Source organism: Thomasclavelia spiroformis DSM 1552 (genome assembly GCF_025149465.1).
Taxonomy (GTDB): domain Bacteria; phylum Bacillota_I; class Bacilli_A; order Erysipelotrichales; family Coprobacillaceae; genus Thomasclavelia; species Thomasclavelia spiroformis.
Genome location: NZ_CP102275.1, coordinates 1,938,433 through 1,954,086, shown reverse-complemented (window position 1 = coordinate 1,954,086; position 15,654 = coordinate 1,938,433). Strand labels below are relative to the sequence as shown.

Here is a 15,654-nt window from a genome sequence, read left to right as displayed (position 1 = left end):
AATTATCGCTCTCCAGAAGGATCAACATTAGAATTTTTAAAATATAGTTGTAATGCAGGTTGAATATATTCGTTGATCGTTGCTTGTTTTTTAAACCATTCATTATCTTCTTTTAAATTACTAAACTCTATTAGTTTTGGTAATATAGACATATCACCGTTTGTAAATTCCATAACCATCTGCCAAAATTCTTTAGCAAGAGCTTGAACACGACTATCTTCTGGAGGAATGTTTTTATGTTGTAAAGCCAATATCTTATCATTTAACTGATTAAAATGCTCAATGAATTGGAGGCCACTTTCTTTATCAAATTGATTTCTAATATGATCTAACGTATCGTTATCAAAGTATTTGATAAGCCAATAATGTTCATTATTCATTTGAAGATTAATAATAATATCTGCATATTTTTTAAAATCAACAGTCTTCATTTGTAAGACTTCTGTTTTTAAAGTTTCAATAGCAATCAATGTTTCTTCTAGCTTAGTTATTTTATCTTTAATTAGTGTTGCTTGTTTATTTAAAACATCAATTACTTGATTAGGAGTATCAAGTGAAACTAGATTATTTTCGATTTCATCTAATGAAAAACCTAATGATTTTAGAGTTTGAATTTGATGAAGTTTGATCATATTCTTATAATTATAAAGTCTACGGCCACCAATACTTTTAGTAGTTGGTGATAGTAATCCTTTTTTATCATAGTATTGTAAAGTACGAACAGTTGTTTTCATTATTTTAGCGAGTTGACCAATAGTCATTAAATCGTTTGAAATATCTTGTTTTGACATATTATTTACCTCCTAGTTATATTATAGTTTATGACGTAACGTCATAAACAAGGTTTTTTATAATAATTTTTATATTAATAAAAATAAAATATTTGATATAATAAATTAAAAGATTTAATAAGTTAAGGAGTTTTTATGAAATATGATGATTATTTAGTAGTTCAAAATAAAATAAATAATGATGTTGTTAGTTTAAAGAAGCGCTCTACAGCAATATCATTATTAAGATTTTTAACGATGATAGGATGTTTGATTTGTTTATTAGCAGGATATTTTTTTAATCGAGAATATTTATATATTATAGTATTAGTAGCGGTTATTTTATTTAGTTATTTAGTTTATTTACATAGTCAAGTAACTAATCAATTAATGTATTTTGAAGCTAAATTGGTTGTAATTAATAATTATCTTGCACGTTTTGAAGATAAGTGGCATTCTTTTAAAGAAAATGGAGCTGATTATGTTGATAAAATAAGTGGCTTGATGAAAGATTTGGATATTGTCGGTAACAATTCTTTATTTCAATATCTAAATACAGCAAGTACTCGAAGTGGTAAAATAAGATTATTACATAAATTAACTAGAAGAGATTATGATATTAAAGCATTAATTGAAGAACAAGAAGCAGTTAAAGAATTAGGAAATAATGATGATTTTGTTATTGATATAGAAACATATGGTAAAATGATAAAAAAACCTAAATTTGTTGAAAAAACTGTTGAAGAGTTTATTAATGGAATAAAAGATTATCAAATTAGTTATGATTTAAAACTACTTTTAATAATTATTCCCATATTAACAATTATCATGTTTTTAATGTTTACTTTTAATATCATGTTTAAAGTTGCTGTAATTGCAGTAGCAATTTTAATTTTTGGTCAATGGATTTCAACGCTTATTTTTTTGCCTAAACATAGCGAAATATTTAAACAGGTTAGTGATTTATCAAAATGTTTAAATAGTTATCAAAATATTTGTAGATTAACATTACAAACTACATTTACTTCAAAACATTTAAATAAGTTAAAAAGTCAATTAAATCAAGCTTATGAAGCTTTCGATGAATTAAAAAAAACAAGTTCAATTGTAAAACAGAGAAATAATATTTTAGCCGCAATATTATTAAATGGAATTTTATTATGGGATTTTAATTGTAAAAGAGCTTATGATAATTGGATCAAAAAATACGGAGATGAAGTAGAAAGTTGGCTAGATGCAATTGGAGAATTAGAAAGTTTAATTAGTTTACAAGTGTTATTAAAAACAAAGAAACAAACAACATTTCCGTTATTTAGTGATGAATTATGTTTAGAGTTTGAAGGAGCTTATCATCCTTTGATTGATGATCGAAAAGTTGTTGCTAATTCATTTATGATGAAAAAGCAAGTTTGTGTTATAACTGGTTCAAATATGTCAGGTAAAACTACTTTTTTAAGAACGATTGGGACAAATTTAGTATTAGCTTTTGCTGGAGGGCCAGTTATGGCAAAAACATTTAAATGTTCTTTGATGAAAATATATACTTCAATGAGATTAGAAGATGATCTTAGTGGGATTTCAACTTTTTATGCGGAATTATTGAGAATAAAAGAAATTGTTGATGCTAATGACCGTGGAGAAAAAATGATTGCTTTAATTGATGAAATTTTCAAAGGAACTAATTCTAAAGATCGAATATATGGAGCAGCCAAAACAGTAGAACAATTATCTAGTAGTAATATTTTTACTTTTATTACGACTCATGATTTTGAATTATGTGAATTAGAAAATCAAATACCATGTACTAATTATCATTTTAGTGAGTATTATCAAGATAATAAGATTATGTTTGATTATTTAATTAAAGATGGACGTTGTAAAACGACTAATGCAAAGTATTTATTAAAGATGGTTGGTATTACAAAATAGCTGATATTTCAGCTATTTTTTGTATTATGATAACTGTAGATATTTTTAATTATTATGACAATAAATTCTTATTCATGAGTAAATTTTTATGTAAAGATATTGAAATAAAATAGTAAATACAGTAGAATACAAAAGATAATGTTATATTTATGAAAAATATAACAACACTATTGATAAGATATAAGAAAGGAGACGTATGATAAAAAATATCATACACGTGAAAAATGAAAATAGGATTTGATAACGATAAATATTTAACGATGCAATCTACCCATATTAAAGAAAGAATAAACCAATTTGGTGATAAGTTATATTTGGAATTTGGTGGTAAATTATTTGACGATTATCATGCTTCTCGAGTTTTACCAGGTTTTGCACCAGATAGTAAATTACAGATGTTGTTACAATTAAAAGATCAAGCTGAAGTTGTTATTGCGATTTCTGCTAGTGATATTGAACGAAATAAAGTTCGTGGTGATTTGGGAATAACTTATGATGATGATGTTTTAAGATTAGTTGAAATATATCAAAGTAAAGGTTTATATGTTGGTAGTGTTGTTATTACTCAATATGATGGACAAAAAGCAGCTGATATCTTTAAAAGTCGTCTAGAAAAAAGAGATATTAAAGTATATTTACATTATTTAATTGATGGTTATCCAACAAATACTAAAAAAATAATTAGTAAAGATGGATTTGGTAAAAATGATTATATTGAAACAACTAAACCATTAGTAGTAGTAACAGCTCCAGGACCTGGTAGTGGTAAAATGGCAACATGTTTATCACAGTTATACCATGAAAATATAAGAGGAATAAAAGCGGGTTATGCTAAATTTGAAACATTCCCAATTTGGAATATTCCTTTAAATCATCCAGTTAATTTAGCTTATGAGGCAGCAACTGCAGATTTAAATGATGTTAATATGATCGATCCATTTCATTTAGAAGCGTACAATGAAGTTACTGTTAATTATAATCGTGATATTGAAATTTTCCCAGTATTAAAAAATATGTTTGAAGAAATTTATGGAACAAGTCCATATAATTCACCAACTGATATGGGAGTAAATATGGCAGGACATTGTATTAGTGATGATGAAGTATGCAAAGAAGCTAGTCGACAAGAAATTATTAGAAGATATTATAATACAAGAAATCGTTATGTAAAAGAACAATGTTCTTTAGATGAATATAATAAACAAGAGCTTGTAATGAACCAAGCTAAAGTTAATGTAGAAGATCGTAAATGTGTTGCTGCTGCTAATAAAAAAGCTAGTGAAGCAAATTGTTATGCTGGAGCTATTGAATTAGATGATGGAACAATTATCACAGGTAAGACATCTGATTTTATGGGGTCATGTTCAGCTATCTTAATTAATGCTATTAAATATTTAGCTGATATTAATGAAGATATTCATTTAATTTCTCCTAGTGCTTTTGGACCAATTCAACATTTAAAAACAGAATATTTAGGTAGTATCAATCCAAGATTACATAGTGATGAGGTATTGATTGCTTTATCATTAAGTGCTGTAGATAATGACAATGCTAAACTAGCATTAGAACAATTACCTAAGTTAAAAGGAACACAAGCACACATTACTTCATCGATTGGACCAATGGATGCTAAAGTATTTAGCAATCTAGGAATAGAAGTAACATATGATGCTAAACAACAATAATATTAAAGCTATGATAAATAGTTTTTAACTGTTTATTCATAGCTTTTTTAAAATAAAAGCACAACAGTTTAACTGTTGTGTATATTTTTAAATATTATAATCTTAACCCTTTGATATCTTTAATACGTGAAAATATCATGTTACAAGAACATTCTAAAACTCCTGGTAGACAGTCTATAGTTTCATAAATTAATTTTTCCATTTCTTCATGGCAAGAAGCAATGGCATGTACATGGAGTTTACTTTTTCCAGTTACTCGATAAATTTGGGTAATGGTATTATTTTTTTCAAGAATTTTAGCGACTTCCATTAATGTTTCAGGTGTTGTTTCAATTTCAAAATAACAAGAAATAGCACCACTGATTTTTTGCGGGTTAATAATTGTTGTATATTCTTCAATAATACCTTTTTTTTCTAATGCTTGTACTCTCATTTTTACAGCTACCCTTGAGATTCCAATTTTTTGTCCAATATCAGAATATGACATTCTTGCATTTTTGATAAGCAGCTGAACAATTTTTTGATCAAGTTCGTCTAATCCATCTAAAAACATAAGTTTATTTCTCCTGTCTTATATTGAATTTAAAATATTATATAATGTTCTTTTTTTTTAAGTCAAGCTAATAGTTGACATTAAGAAAATAAAAAAATATAATATATTACGAATGTTAATATAAATATTTCGAAACGAAAGTTTGGTGATGGGATGAAAAATGAATTAACACATGGACCAGTTATGAAAACCATGTTACGTTTTGCAATACCAATGATTTTGGGAAATCTTTTACAACAATGTTATAATATTGCAGATACACTTATTGTTGGTCGATTTTTAGGATCGGATGCTCTTGCAGCAGTTGGATCATCATTTACCCTTATGACTTTTCTTACATCGATTTTATTAGGACTTTCAATGGGGAGTGGAACAGTTTTTTCAATTCGTTTTGGTCAAAAGGATATACAAGGATTAAAAGAAGGGATACTTGCATCATTTTTTCTTTTAAGTGTAGTTACAGTTGTTTTAAATGTTTTTATTTTTGTTGGAATTGATTGGATTATTTGGTTTCTTCGCACTCCAATGCAATTAGTTGATTTAATGAAAGAATATCTTATTATTATATTTTCAGGTTTAGTAGGTATTTTTCTCTACAATTATTTTGCTTCATTATTACGTTCGCTTGGTAATTCACTAACACCACTGATATTTTTAGCTATTTCTGCTATATTAAATATAATATTAGATATTTATTTTGTAACTAGTTTAAATCGAGGTGTCGCTGGAGCTGCTGAGGCTACAGTTATATCACAGTATGTATCTGGTATTGGGATTGCAATTTATACGAAAATAAAGTATTCAGATTTATTAAAAAGAGATCAAAATATTCGTTTGCGATTGAGTCGAATAAAAGAAATTACAAGTTTTTCAACTTTAACTTGTTTACAACAATCCATCATGAATTTTGGTATTTTGGCAGTTCAAGGATTAGTCAATAGTTTTGGAACAACTGTAATGGCAGCTTTTGCAGCAGCTGTGAAGATTGATGCTTTTGCATATCTGCCGGTTCAAGATTTTGGAAATGCATTTTCAATATTTATTGCACAAAATTATGGAGCTCAAAATACAAAGCGAATTAAAACAGGAATACGTGTTGCTACTATTGTATCAATAAGTTTTAGTCTTGTTGTTTCGTTATGTGTTTTTCTATTTGCTGAACCATTAATGACTTTTTTTATCAATGCAAAAGAAGTATCGGTTATTATGGAGGGAGTTCGTTATTTAAGAATTGAAGGAGCTTTTTATTTTTTAATAGGTGGATTATTTTTATTGTATGGCTTATATCGGGCTATTGCCAAGCCTGGAATGTCAGTTGTTTTAACTGTTGTTTCACTTGGGGTAAGGGTCATTTTATCATATATATTATCTTCTATAAGTATTATAGGTGTAATAGGTATATGGTGGTCTATACCGATTGGATGGCTTTTAGCAGATATATTAGGTGTAGGATATTATTTCTTTAAATATAAAAAGCTTAATTTGTTTATAAATAAAATAGATTGATTTAAGATAATATTTCTATGATTTAATTACATCAAAAAAGGCAATGTAAATCAGTTGATACTGATAACATTGCCTCTTTTTGGCTGTTACGATTTATCGTTACAGTCTTTTGCATGCTGAGATTTTTAATGCCATTAGTTCTCGACAGCTTTTTAAAAGGAGGTGATTTAATATACTACTCTAATTCCTGCTTAAATAATATACTTTAAATAGAATTATTGCAATTATAATGATAATAAAATTAAAAAAAATCGCATTGTAACAATATTTTTGCTATGGAAATTAGTTCTATGCTATAATAAATATATATAAACTGAAGGAGGGGTAGAATGAATTTTATATTTATTTCACCGATGTTTCCTAAATCATATTGGCATTTTTGTGATAGGATGAAAAATCATGGTGTAAATGTTTTGGCAATTGGGGACATGCCAAATGAATTAATTAGCAATGAATTAAAAAATTCAGTAACTGAATATTGTTATGTAAACAATATGGAAAATTATGAAAATGTTTATCGATGTGTTGCTTATTTAATTAGTAAATATGGAAGAATTGATTGGATAGAATCAAATAATGAATACTGGTTAGAACTTGATGCACGTTTAAGAACAGATTTTAATATTAATACGGGAATGAAAGAGGATGTAATAAAGATTTTTAAGACTAAATCGGGAATGAAAGATTATTATAAAAAAGCTGGGGTTAAAACAGCTCGATATCATTTAGTTGATACTTTGGAAAATGGAAAAAGATTTGTTAGCGAAGTAGGTTATCCTGTTGTTGTAAAACCGGATAATGGAGTTGGAGCGGCAGCTACGTATAAAATCAGTAATGATAAAGAACTAGAAGAGTTTTATAAAATTGAACATATTACACAGTATATTATGGAAGAATTTGTTAATGGTTTAATAATTTCTTATGATGGTATTGCTAATAGTAAACATGAAGTTATTTTTGAAACATCTCATGTATTTCCTAATTCGATTATGGATGTAGTAAATAAAAATAGCGATATGCATTATTATTCTTTAAGAAATATTCCTGATAAATTAGCTGAACTTGGAAGAAGTGTTGTTAAAGAGTTTCCGGTTAATCGTAGGTTTTTTCATTGTGAGTTTTTTAAATTATTAGAAGATCGACCAGGTTTGGGTAAAAAAGGAGATTTTATTGGATTAGAAGTTAATATGCGACCTCCAGGAGGTTATACACCAGATATGATGAATTTTGCTAATGATATTGATGTGTATAATATTTATAGTGATATGGTTGTTAATGATTATAGTAATTATTATACGAGACGTCCTTATTATTGTGTTTATTGTGGTAGACGTGATGGTAAAGAATATTGTTTAAATAATGAAGAAATTGTTTTAAGGTATAAAAATAATCTTGTGATGAATGAAAGAATGCCTGATATATTATCAGGTGCAATGGGGAATTATACGTATACAGCACGTTTTGAAACAATGGATGAGGTAAATAGTTTTATAAATACGGTATTACAGGAGGTAAATTATGAAAGTTGAGTATTTTAAAAAATATAGTAATTGTTTACAACGAGATATGGAGTTTAAAATTTATGGTCATGGAGGAATTCCGTTATTAGTGTTTCCAGCTCAAGATGGACGCTTTTATGATTTTGAAAATTTTGGAATGATTAATACGATCAGTGACAAAATTGAAGAAGGAAAAGTACAAGTATTTTGTATAGATAGTGTTGATAGTGAGAGTTGGTCTGATGAATGTGGGGATAAAAGACATCGTGTCTATATAATGGAACAATGGTATTATTATGTGGTTGATGAGCTAGTGCCTACTATTTTTGATATAAATGGTAATGGGAAGTTAATCTATACAACTGGATGTTCAATGGGGGCTAGTCATGCAGCTAATTTTATGTTTAGAAGACCAGATTTATTTCAAGGGTGCATTTGTTTAAGTGGATATTATGATAGTGATTTATTTTTTGGGGATTATCATGATGAAATTTTGTATAATAATAGTCCAATTCAGTTTTTAAATGGAATGTCGTATGATCATCCATATGTAGAAATGTATCGTCATCGAGATATTATTTTATGTTGTGGTCAAGGCGCTTGGGAAGATAATATGATTCGTTCAACAAATAGAATGAAGGAGTTATTAGAATATAAAGATATTCCGGTATGGATTGATTTTTGGGGAAAAGATGTTAATCATGATTGGAATTGGTGGCAAGTTCAATTACCTTATTTTTTAAATCATATTTTAAAAAAGGAGGAAGATTAAATGAATGTAGTATTTATTTCTCCTCACTTTCCTCTTTATTTTCATAATTTTTGTTCTCGTTTAAAACAGCGTAATGTTAATGTTCTAGGAATCATTGATACTGATTATCAAAATATTAGTCAAGAAACTAAAAATAGCTTAACTGATTGCTATTGTGTTAATAGTTTAGATAATTATGATGAGGTTTATCGTGCTGTTGCTTATTTTATAAGTAAGTATGGAAGAATTGATTTTATTGAAAGTCAAAATGAGTATTGGTTAGAGATGGAAGCTAAGTTAAGAGATGATTTTAATATTGTACATGGAACTAGATTTAATGATTTATCATGGATGAAATATAAATCTAAAATGAAACAAGTTTTTTTTAAAGCTGGGGTAAATGTTGCTAGATATTGTTTAGTAAATAGTTTTGAAGAAGTAAAGGCTTTTATTGAAAAAGTTGGTTATCCAGTTGTTGTTAAACCTGATAATGGAGTAGGTGCAAGTTCTACATATAAATTAAATAATTATCAGGATTTAGAATACTTTTTTGCAACTAAAGATGATAAAGTTTATATTATGGAAGAATTTGTAAAAGGTCATGTTGAAACTTATGATGGAATTTGTGACAGTAATAAAAATGTTTTGATTGCTAATAGTTCAATCATGTTGAATTCAATCATGGATAATGTAAATGAGCACTGTGATACAGCGTTTAAAAATCGTTATGTAGTCAATAGTGATATTGAAGAAATTGGTAAACGAGTTGTTGAAGCTTTTGATACTAGAAGTCGTTTTTTTCATTTTGAATTTTTTAGATTAGATGAAGATCAAGAAGGATTAGGTAAAAGAGGTGATATAATTGGTTTAGAAGTTAATATGCGAGCTCCAGGAGCATATATGCCAGATATGATTAATTTTAGTTATGATAGTGATGTTTATACATTGTGGGCAGACATGATTATTCATGATAAATGTTTCATGAATTTAAATCAAAAGTATTTAGTAGCTTATATTGGAAGACGTAATGACTTTGGATATATGTACAGTGATGAACAATTAAGAAATTGGTATAAAAATGAGATTGTTTTAGATGTTGATGTGCCCGAATCTTTAAGTGCTGCTATGGGAGATCATGTATTTATGGTAAGAAATAGTGATCCTAAAAGATTGGATTATTTAGTTGATGAGTTTTTAAAAAGAGCAAATGGAAGTAATTGGAAGTAAACTAAAGTATATTTTTAGGTGTTTATATTAAAAATATTTAACACATATTGTGTTATTTAAAAAAAAGCTTTTCTTTTTATTTTATTGTGGTATTATGTAAATGGCTCAAGTGAGTGCGTTATAAAATTAGGGAAGCTTCTAAAAGGGCATAAGAGGCAAAATAAAGGGATCCGCAAGGATCTTTTTTGTTTTTATATAAGAGAAATGACTAAATGTTATTAAGAATGTACGTGGTTTTATATTATATATTGATTTGTTGTAATTTGATATAGTAAGATAGATGTGTATTTTATATATAGGAGGTCTACAATGAAATTAGTTATATTTGATATGGATGGATTAATGTTTGCAACAGAAGGTGTTGATATGCAATGTTTTAAAAAAGCATGTAATGAATTTGGTTATACAATTGAAGAAGAGTTTCAAATGGGATTAATTGGAATGAATGAACATGATACTATTTTAAAACTTCAAGCTAAATTTGGAGAAACTTTTCCAGTTTATGATATTAGAGCATTATCATGGAAGATGAAAATGGAATATTTTTATGAAAAAGGCTTACCAATAAAAAAAGGTTTAAAAGAGTTAGTAAGTTATTTAAAAGAAATGAAGATTAAAATTGCAGTAGCGTCTTCTTCATCAATTAAAATAATAAATGAATATTTACAATTATCTGATTTAGAAAATCAGTTTGATTATATTGTTGGTGGTGATAAAGTAGTTCATAGTAAACCTGATCCAGAAATCTTTATAAAAGTATTGGAACATTTTAACTTTGATAGTAGTGAAGCACTTGTATTAGAAGATTCAAATAACGGAATTCTTGCAAGTCATCGTGCTAATATTCCGGTTATTTGTGTACCTGATTTAGTTGAAAATAAACCTGAACTTTTAGCACTTACATATAAAACTTTACCATCTTTACTAGAAGTTAAAGATGAAATAGCTAAGATTTTAGAGGGTAGTAAATGTTAGGGACATTAGTTAATACATTTGCCGTTATTATTGGAGCAAGTATTGGGCTATTGATTAAAAAAGGCATTCCTGAAAGAATCGGTGATTCTTTAATGAAGGGACTTGGTTTATGTAGTCTTTATATTGGGATTAGTGGTGCATTTAAAGGTGAAAATACTTTAATTATGATTGTATCAATAGTAGTGGGGATTATTATTGGTGAAGGAATTGATATTGATAGCCGAGTAAATAGTGTTGTAAAAAGAATAGAAAGTAAGTTTTTTAGAAAAAAAGGTAAAAATAATATTGCTCAGGGATTTATTAGCGCTAGTTTACTTTTTTGTGTTGGTTCAATGACATTGGTAGGTGCTATGAATGCTGGATTATTGGGCGATAATACGATGTTATATACGAAATCAGCAATGGATTTTTGTTCATCAATTATTTTTGCCTCTACATTAGGAATTGGAGTGTTATTGTCGGCAATATTTGTACTTATTTATCAAGGAGGTCTTACTCTATTAGCAATTTATGCAGCCCCATTATTAAATAATCAAGTGATTAATGAAATGACATGTGTTGGATCGTTAATTATTATTGCAATGGGTTTAAATATATTAGGAATCACTAAGATTAAATTGATGAATTATATACCGGCAATGTTTTTACCAATCGTTATATGTATGTTTATGTAATAAAAATGTAAAGAAATTGTTATAACTATTTTAGCAATTTCTTTATTTTTTTAAGTCTAAGTTAAAATAATTAAGTGTTAGTTAAAAGTATTGTTCAGGTGAAAATTGGATGCTAAGATGTGCCTGTAAAACTTGAGAAGGAGAAATAACATGAAAAAACAACAGAGTAAAGTTTTAAAAGTTTCAATGGCTACATTAGCATTATTAATGGGAGCAGGGTACGTGGCTGATAGTTATCAAGTAATGCCAGCACATGCTGATACTGTTAGACAAAATGAAACAACAAATCTAATTAATGCTTCAACAACTTGGAATTATCTAGATAACAATGTTGATCCTGGAACTAGTGAAGATCGTTATGCATGGACTAAAGAAGGATATCAAGTTGATAGCTGGAAAAGTGCAGCGGGCAAATTTGGTGCTAAAAATGGAGCTTTAGGAAATCTTGGTGGAGGGTTTACACCAACTGTATTGTTAAATCAATATATTGAAGGAACAAGTAATGACATTCCTACTTTCTTCTTTAGAACAACAGTTAATGTAAATAGTTTAGATGATTTAGGTTCACTTACAGGTAACCTTTATTATGATGATGCAGCAATCGTTTATATTAATGGAATCGAAGTAGCATCATTTGATAAACCATCAAGTGGTTATGATACAAATATGTCTTATGGTGGATCAAATGATAGTAATCCAAGAGAAGGACAAATTAATTTAACAGCAGACCAATTAAAAGATGTATTAAAAGTAGGAGAAAACGTAATTGCAGTTGAATTGCATCAAGGTAGAGCTAGTAGTTCTGATGTATATTTTGAATTTGCAAATTTACAAGTTAATTACGGACAAACTCCAATTGAACAAAAAGCACTTAACTTAACAGTAGGTAAAGATGAAACAGAAATGAATTTGACTTGGTATGCTAATACTAGTGAAATCGGAACTGTAGAGTATGCTAAAGCTAGTGAAGATGGTGAGTTCCCAAGTGAATTTACAACTGTAAATGCTACTGGTAATCAATCAAATGACAATGGTTTCTATTACAATCAAGCAACTTTAACAAACTTAGAAGAAAATACAAAATATGTATATCGTCTTGTAAACGATGATACAGTAAGTAAAACTTACGAATTTACAACTGAAGACTTTGATGGATCATATAACTTTATTTTAGCAGGGGACCCTCAAATTGGTGCAAGTGGAAATGCAACAAATGATACAGAAGGATGGAAAAAAACACTTCAAGATTCAATCAATAAATTTGATCCAGACTTTATCTTATCAGCTGGAGATCAAGTAAATACTGCAAGTAATGAATCTCAATATAGTGGTTATTTAGCATCAGAATATTTAACAAATACACCTCAAGCAAACGTTGTTGGTAACCATGATTCAAGTTCAAATGCTTACTCACAACATTTCAACTTACCAAACGTATCAGGTAAAGGAGCAACAACTGCTGGAAGTGATTACTGGTATGTTTACAACAATACATTATTCATGAACATCAACTCAAATAACATGTCAACTGCAGAACATAAAGCATTTATGGAAGAAGCAATTGCTGCTAATCCAGATGCTCGTTGGAAAGTGGTTTCATTCCACCATTCAGTATATTCTGTAGCAAGTCATGCTGTTGAAGGAGATATTTTACAACGTCGTGAAGAATTGACACCTGTATTTGATGATTTAGGAATTGATGTAGTATTAATGGGACATGATCATGTTTATGTACGTAGTAATATTATGAAAGGTATGCAAGTAGTTACTGATACTAGTAATTTACAAAGCGTTACTGATCCAGATGGAGTATTGTATGTAACAGCAAACTCTGCTTCAGGAAGTAAGTATTATAATATTAAAACAGATATTAGTACTGAATTTGTTGCAAAAATGGATCAATCAAAACAACGTTCTATTTCAAATATTGAAGTAAGTGAGAATGAATTCAAAATCACAACATATTTATATGATGCAAATAATGATGATTGGGCAGTTTTAGATACATTTGCAATCAATAAAACTGAAGTACAAGAAGCAGATAAAACAGCATTAAAAATTGCAGTAGATTTAGCAAATGCCATTACAGATGAAGATTTAACTAATGTTGTACCAGCAGTAGTTGATGAATTCATCGTGGCTAGAGATGAGGCTAATACAGTATATAATAACGCAAGTGCTACACAAGTTGAAGTAAATAATGCATTTGACAGACTTGCTAGTATCATGCAAAAATTAGAATTCTTCAAAGGAGATAAAACAGCATTAAAAGCATTCATCGATAAAGTTAGCGGGTTAGATTCAACTCAATACACTGAAGCTACATGGACAGTATTCAATGATGCATTAATAGCAGCAAATAGTGTATATAATAATGTTAATGCGATGCAAGAAGAAGTAAATAATACATACAGTGAATTAGTAACAGCATTTATAAACTTAAGATTAATACCAAATAAAGATTTATTAGAAGATTTAATTAATCAAGCAGAAGGGTTAAATAGTGCAAATTACACTGAGGAATCATATAAAGTCTTAAATGAAGCTTTAGTTAATGCCAAAGCAGTATTTGAAAATCCAAATGCTTCACAAGTTGAAGTAAATAGTGCAAAAGATGTATTAGAAAAAGCAATCAATAGCTTAGAAAATACAACAACATCAGTAGACAACACAGTAAAAACACCAGTAAATAAAGGTGATAGTACAAGTGTTAAAACAGGTGATAATAGTAGTTTAATTGGATATGCAACATTATTATTTACAGCACTTGGTAGTGCATTTGTAGGAATTAAAACTAGAAAAAATAAACAAGAAAACTAAGAAGTAAATAAATTTAGTGGTAATAAAAATTACCACTAAATTTTATAATTAGAGGTAGTAGATGAAAAGATTTATTAAAGAACTTAAAGAAAACCGTTTGATTATCATTATTATTTTATTAACAGTTATTTTAACATCATTATTTAACACATATTTAAAAAAAGATTACTCAAGAGTAAACAATGAGACTACAGATTTTGTTAGTGCAAAAGTCACAGAAGTAACAAGTTCTGAAGTTGAATATGATAATAATTTAGATATTAATTTAGGGGAACAAGTAGTAAAAGTTGAAATTTTAGAAGGTAAGAGTAAAGGTAAAGAACTTACTATTGATAATTATTTAACAGCTGCTCACAATGTAGAAGTTAAAACTGGTTCAAGAGTAATTATTTCTGCTGATGAACCAGATGGAATAGAAGCGTATTATACAGTTTATAATTTTGATCGTGAATTGGGGATGATTATTTTTACCTTAGTTTTATTTATAGCAGTTATTACTATTGGTAAATCAAAGGGATTGAAATCAATTATTGGATTGGCTTATACATTATATTTAGTAATTTTCTTATTATTACCAACTGTATTTTCAGGTTATCCGCCAATTATTATGAGTGTAATTTGTGCAATACTCTCTACGGTTGTTACATTGATGTTATTAAATGGAAATTCTAAAAAGACATATGGAGCAATAATTGCTACTGTTTTAGGAGTTGTGTTAAGTGCAATTTGTTTTTATTTAATGTCTGAGGTATTAAAAATTAATGGATTTAGTAGTGATGAGGCTGAAAGTTTAGTACTTATTAATGAAGCAACTAATTTACAAATTAAAGATATTTTATTTGCAGGAATTTTGATTTCTTCACTTGGAGCAATTATGGATACAGGAATGTCAATTGTTTCAGCTTTATTTGAGGTTTATCATCATCAACCAAATCTCACGAGAAAAGAATTATTTAATTCTGGAATAGAAATTGGTAAGGATATGATAGGAACAATGACGAATACTTTGATTTTAGCATTCACAGGAAGTGCCTTTGTATCATTATTGGTATTATTTTCTTATAATGTTGATGTACAGCAATTAATGAATTCTAACTATATAGCAATTGAATTTGCACAAGGTATTGCAGGAACTTTGGGAATAGTTTTAACTGTGCCGATTGCTTCTTTGATTGCATCTACTTTTTTGGTTAAACAAGATTAGTGGTTTATTTAAAGTGATAACTAATATGGTTTTAAAGTACTTTAATAAAGATATAATGTTA

At 28.2% G+C, this 15,654-nt stretch carries 12 protein-coding genes; 10 read left to right on the top strand and 2 right to left on the bottom strand.

Going from position 1 to position 15,654, the window contains the following annotated elements; all coding sequences use genetic code 11:
• Positions 1–2: 2 nt before the first annotated feature.
• Positions 3–791, bottom strand: coding sequence for a MerR family transcriptional regulator (locus NQ543_RS09330; protein WP_004609633.1), 789 nt, complete (start codon positions 789–791; stop codon positions 3–5).
• A gap of 135 nt (positions 792–926) precedes the next feature.
• Between NQ543_RS09330 and NQ543_RS09325 the strand changes: the two genes are divergently transcribed.
• Positions 927–2,699 (top strand): MutS family DNA mismatch repair protein, encoded by a 1,773-nt coding sequence (locus tag NQ543_RS09325; protein WP_004609634.1) that lies wholly within the window; start codon positions 927–929, stop codon positions 2,697–2,699.
• 224 nt (positions 2,700–2,923) lie between these two features.
• Positions 2,924–4,384, top strand: coding sequence for a DUF1846 domain-containing protein (locus tag NQ543_RS09320; protein ID WP_004609635.1), 1,461 nt, complete (start codon positions 2,924–2,926; stop codon positions 4,382–4,384).
• 94 nt (positions 4,385–4,478) lie between these two features.
• On the opposite strand, the gene NQ543_RS09315 is transcribed toward NQ543_RS09320, so the two are convergent.
• Positions 4,479–4,937, bottom strand: coding sequence for an Lrp/AsnC family transcriptional regulator (locus tag NQ543_RS09315; RefSeq protein WP_004609636.1), 459 nt, complete (start codon positions 4,935–4,937; stop codon positions 4,479–4,481).
• Between the two features lie 153 nt (positions 4,938–5,090).
• Between NQ543_RS09315 and NQ543_RS09310 the strand changes: the two genes are divergently transcribed.
• The 8 genes from NQ543_RS09310 to NQ543_RS09275 all read left to right on the top strand — a co-directional run bounded on the left by NQ543_RS09310 (position 5,091) and on the right by NQ543_RS09275 (position 15,593).
• The gene (locus NQ543_RS09310; protein WP_004609637.1) at positions 5,091–6,443 is read left to right on the top strand and encodes an MATE family efflux transporter; all 1,353 of its coding nucleotides are present in this window, start codon (positions 5,091–5,093) and stop codon (positions 6,441–6,443) included.
• A gap of 329 nt (positions 6,444–6,772) precedes the next feature.
• A complete protein-coding gene (locus tag NQ543_RS09305; protein ID WP_004609638.1) occupies positions 6,773–7,972 on the top strand; it encodes an ATP-binding protein in 1,200 nt (399 codons plus the stop codon).
• Positions 7,962–8,714 carry an esterase family protein gene (locus NQ543_RS09300; RefSeq protein ID WP_004609639.1) on the top strand — a complete coding sequence of 251 codons (753 nt, stop codon included), beginning with the start codon at positions 7,962–7,964 and terminating at the stop codon, positions 8,712–8,714. Before NQ543_RS09305 ends, NQ543_RS09300 begins: the two co-directional genes overlap by 11 nt.
• Positions 8,715–9,920 (top strand): ATP-grasp domain-containing protein, encoded by a 1,206-nt coding sequence (locus NQ543_RS09295; RefSeq protein ID WP_004609640.1) that lies wholly within the window; start codon positions 8,715–8,717, stop codon positions 9,918–9,920.
• A gap of 309 nt (positions 9,921–10,229) precedes the next feature.
• On the top strand, positions 10,230–10,895 hold the full coding sequence (locus NQ543_RS09290; RefSeq protein WP_259935275.1) for an HAD family hydrolase: 666 nt from the start codon (positions 10,230–10,232) through the stop codon (positions 10,893–10,895).
• The gene (locus NQ543_RS09285) at positions 10,889–11,569 is read left to right on the top strand and encodes a DUF554 domain-containing protein (protein WP_004609643.1); all 681 of its coding nucleotides are present in this window, start codon (positions 10,889–10,891) and stop codon (positions 11,567–11,569) included. The genes NQ543_RS09290 and NQ543_RS09285 overlap by 7 nt, the downstream gene beginning before the upstream one ends.
• A gap of 150 nt (positions 11,570–11,719) precedes the next feature.
• Positions 11,720–14,389 carry a metallophosphoesterase gene (locus tag NQ543_RS09280; RefSeq protein WP_004609644.1) on the top strand — a complete coding sequence of 890 codons (2,670 nt, stop codon included), beginning with the start codon at positions 11,720–11,722 and terminating at the stop codon, positions 14,387–14,389.
• A 61-nt stretch (positions 14,390–14,450) separates the two neighbouring features.
• The gene (locus tag NQ543_RS09275) at positions 14,451–15,593 is read left to right on the top strand and encodes a YibE/F family protein (RefSeq protein WP_004609645.1); all 1,143 of its coding nucleotides are present in this window, start codon (positions 14,451–14,453) and stop codon (positions 15,591–15,593) included.
• The last annotated feature ends 61 nt before the right edge of the window (positions 15,594–15,654 follow it).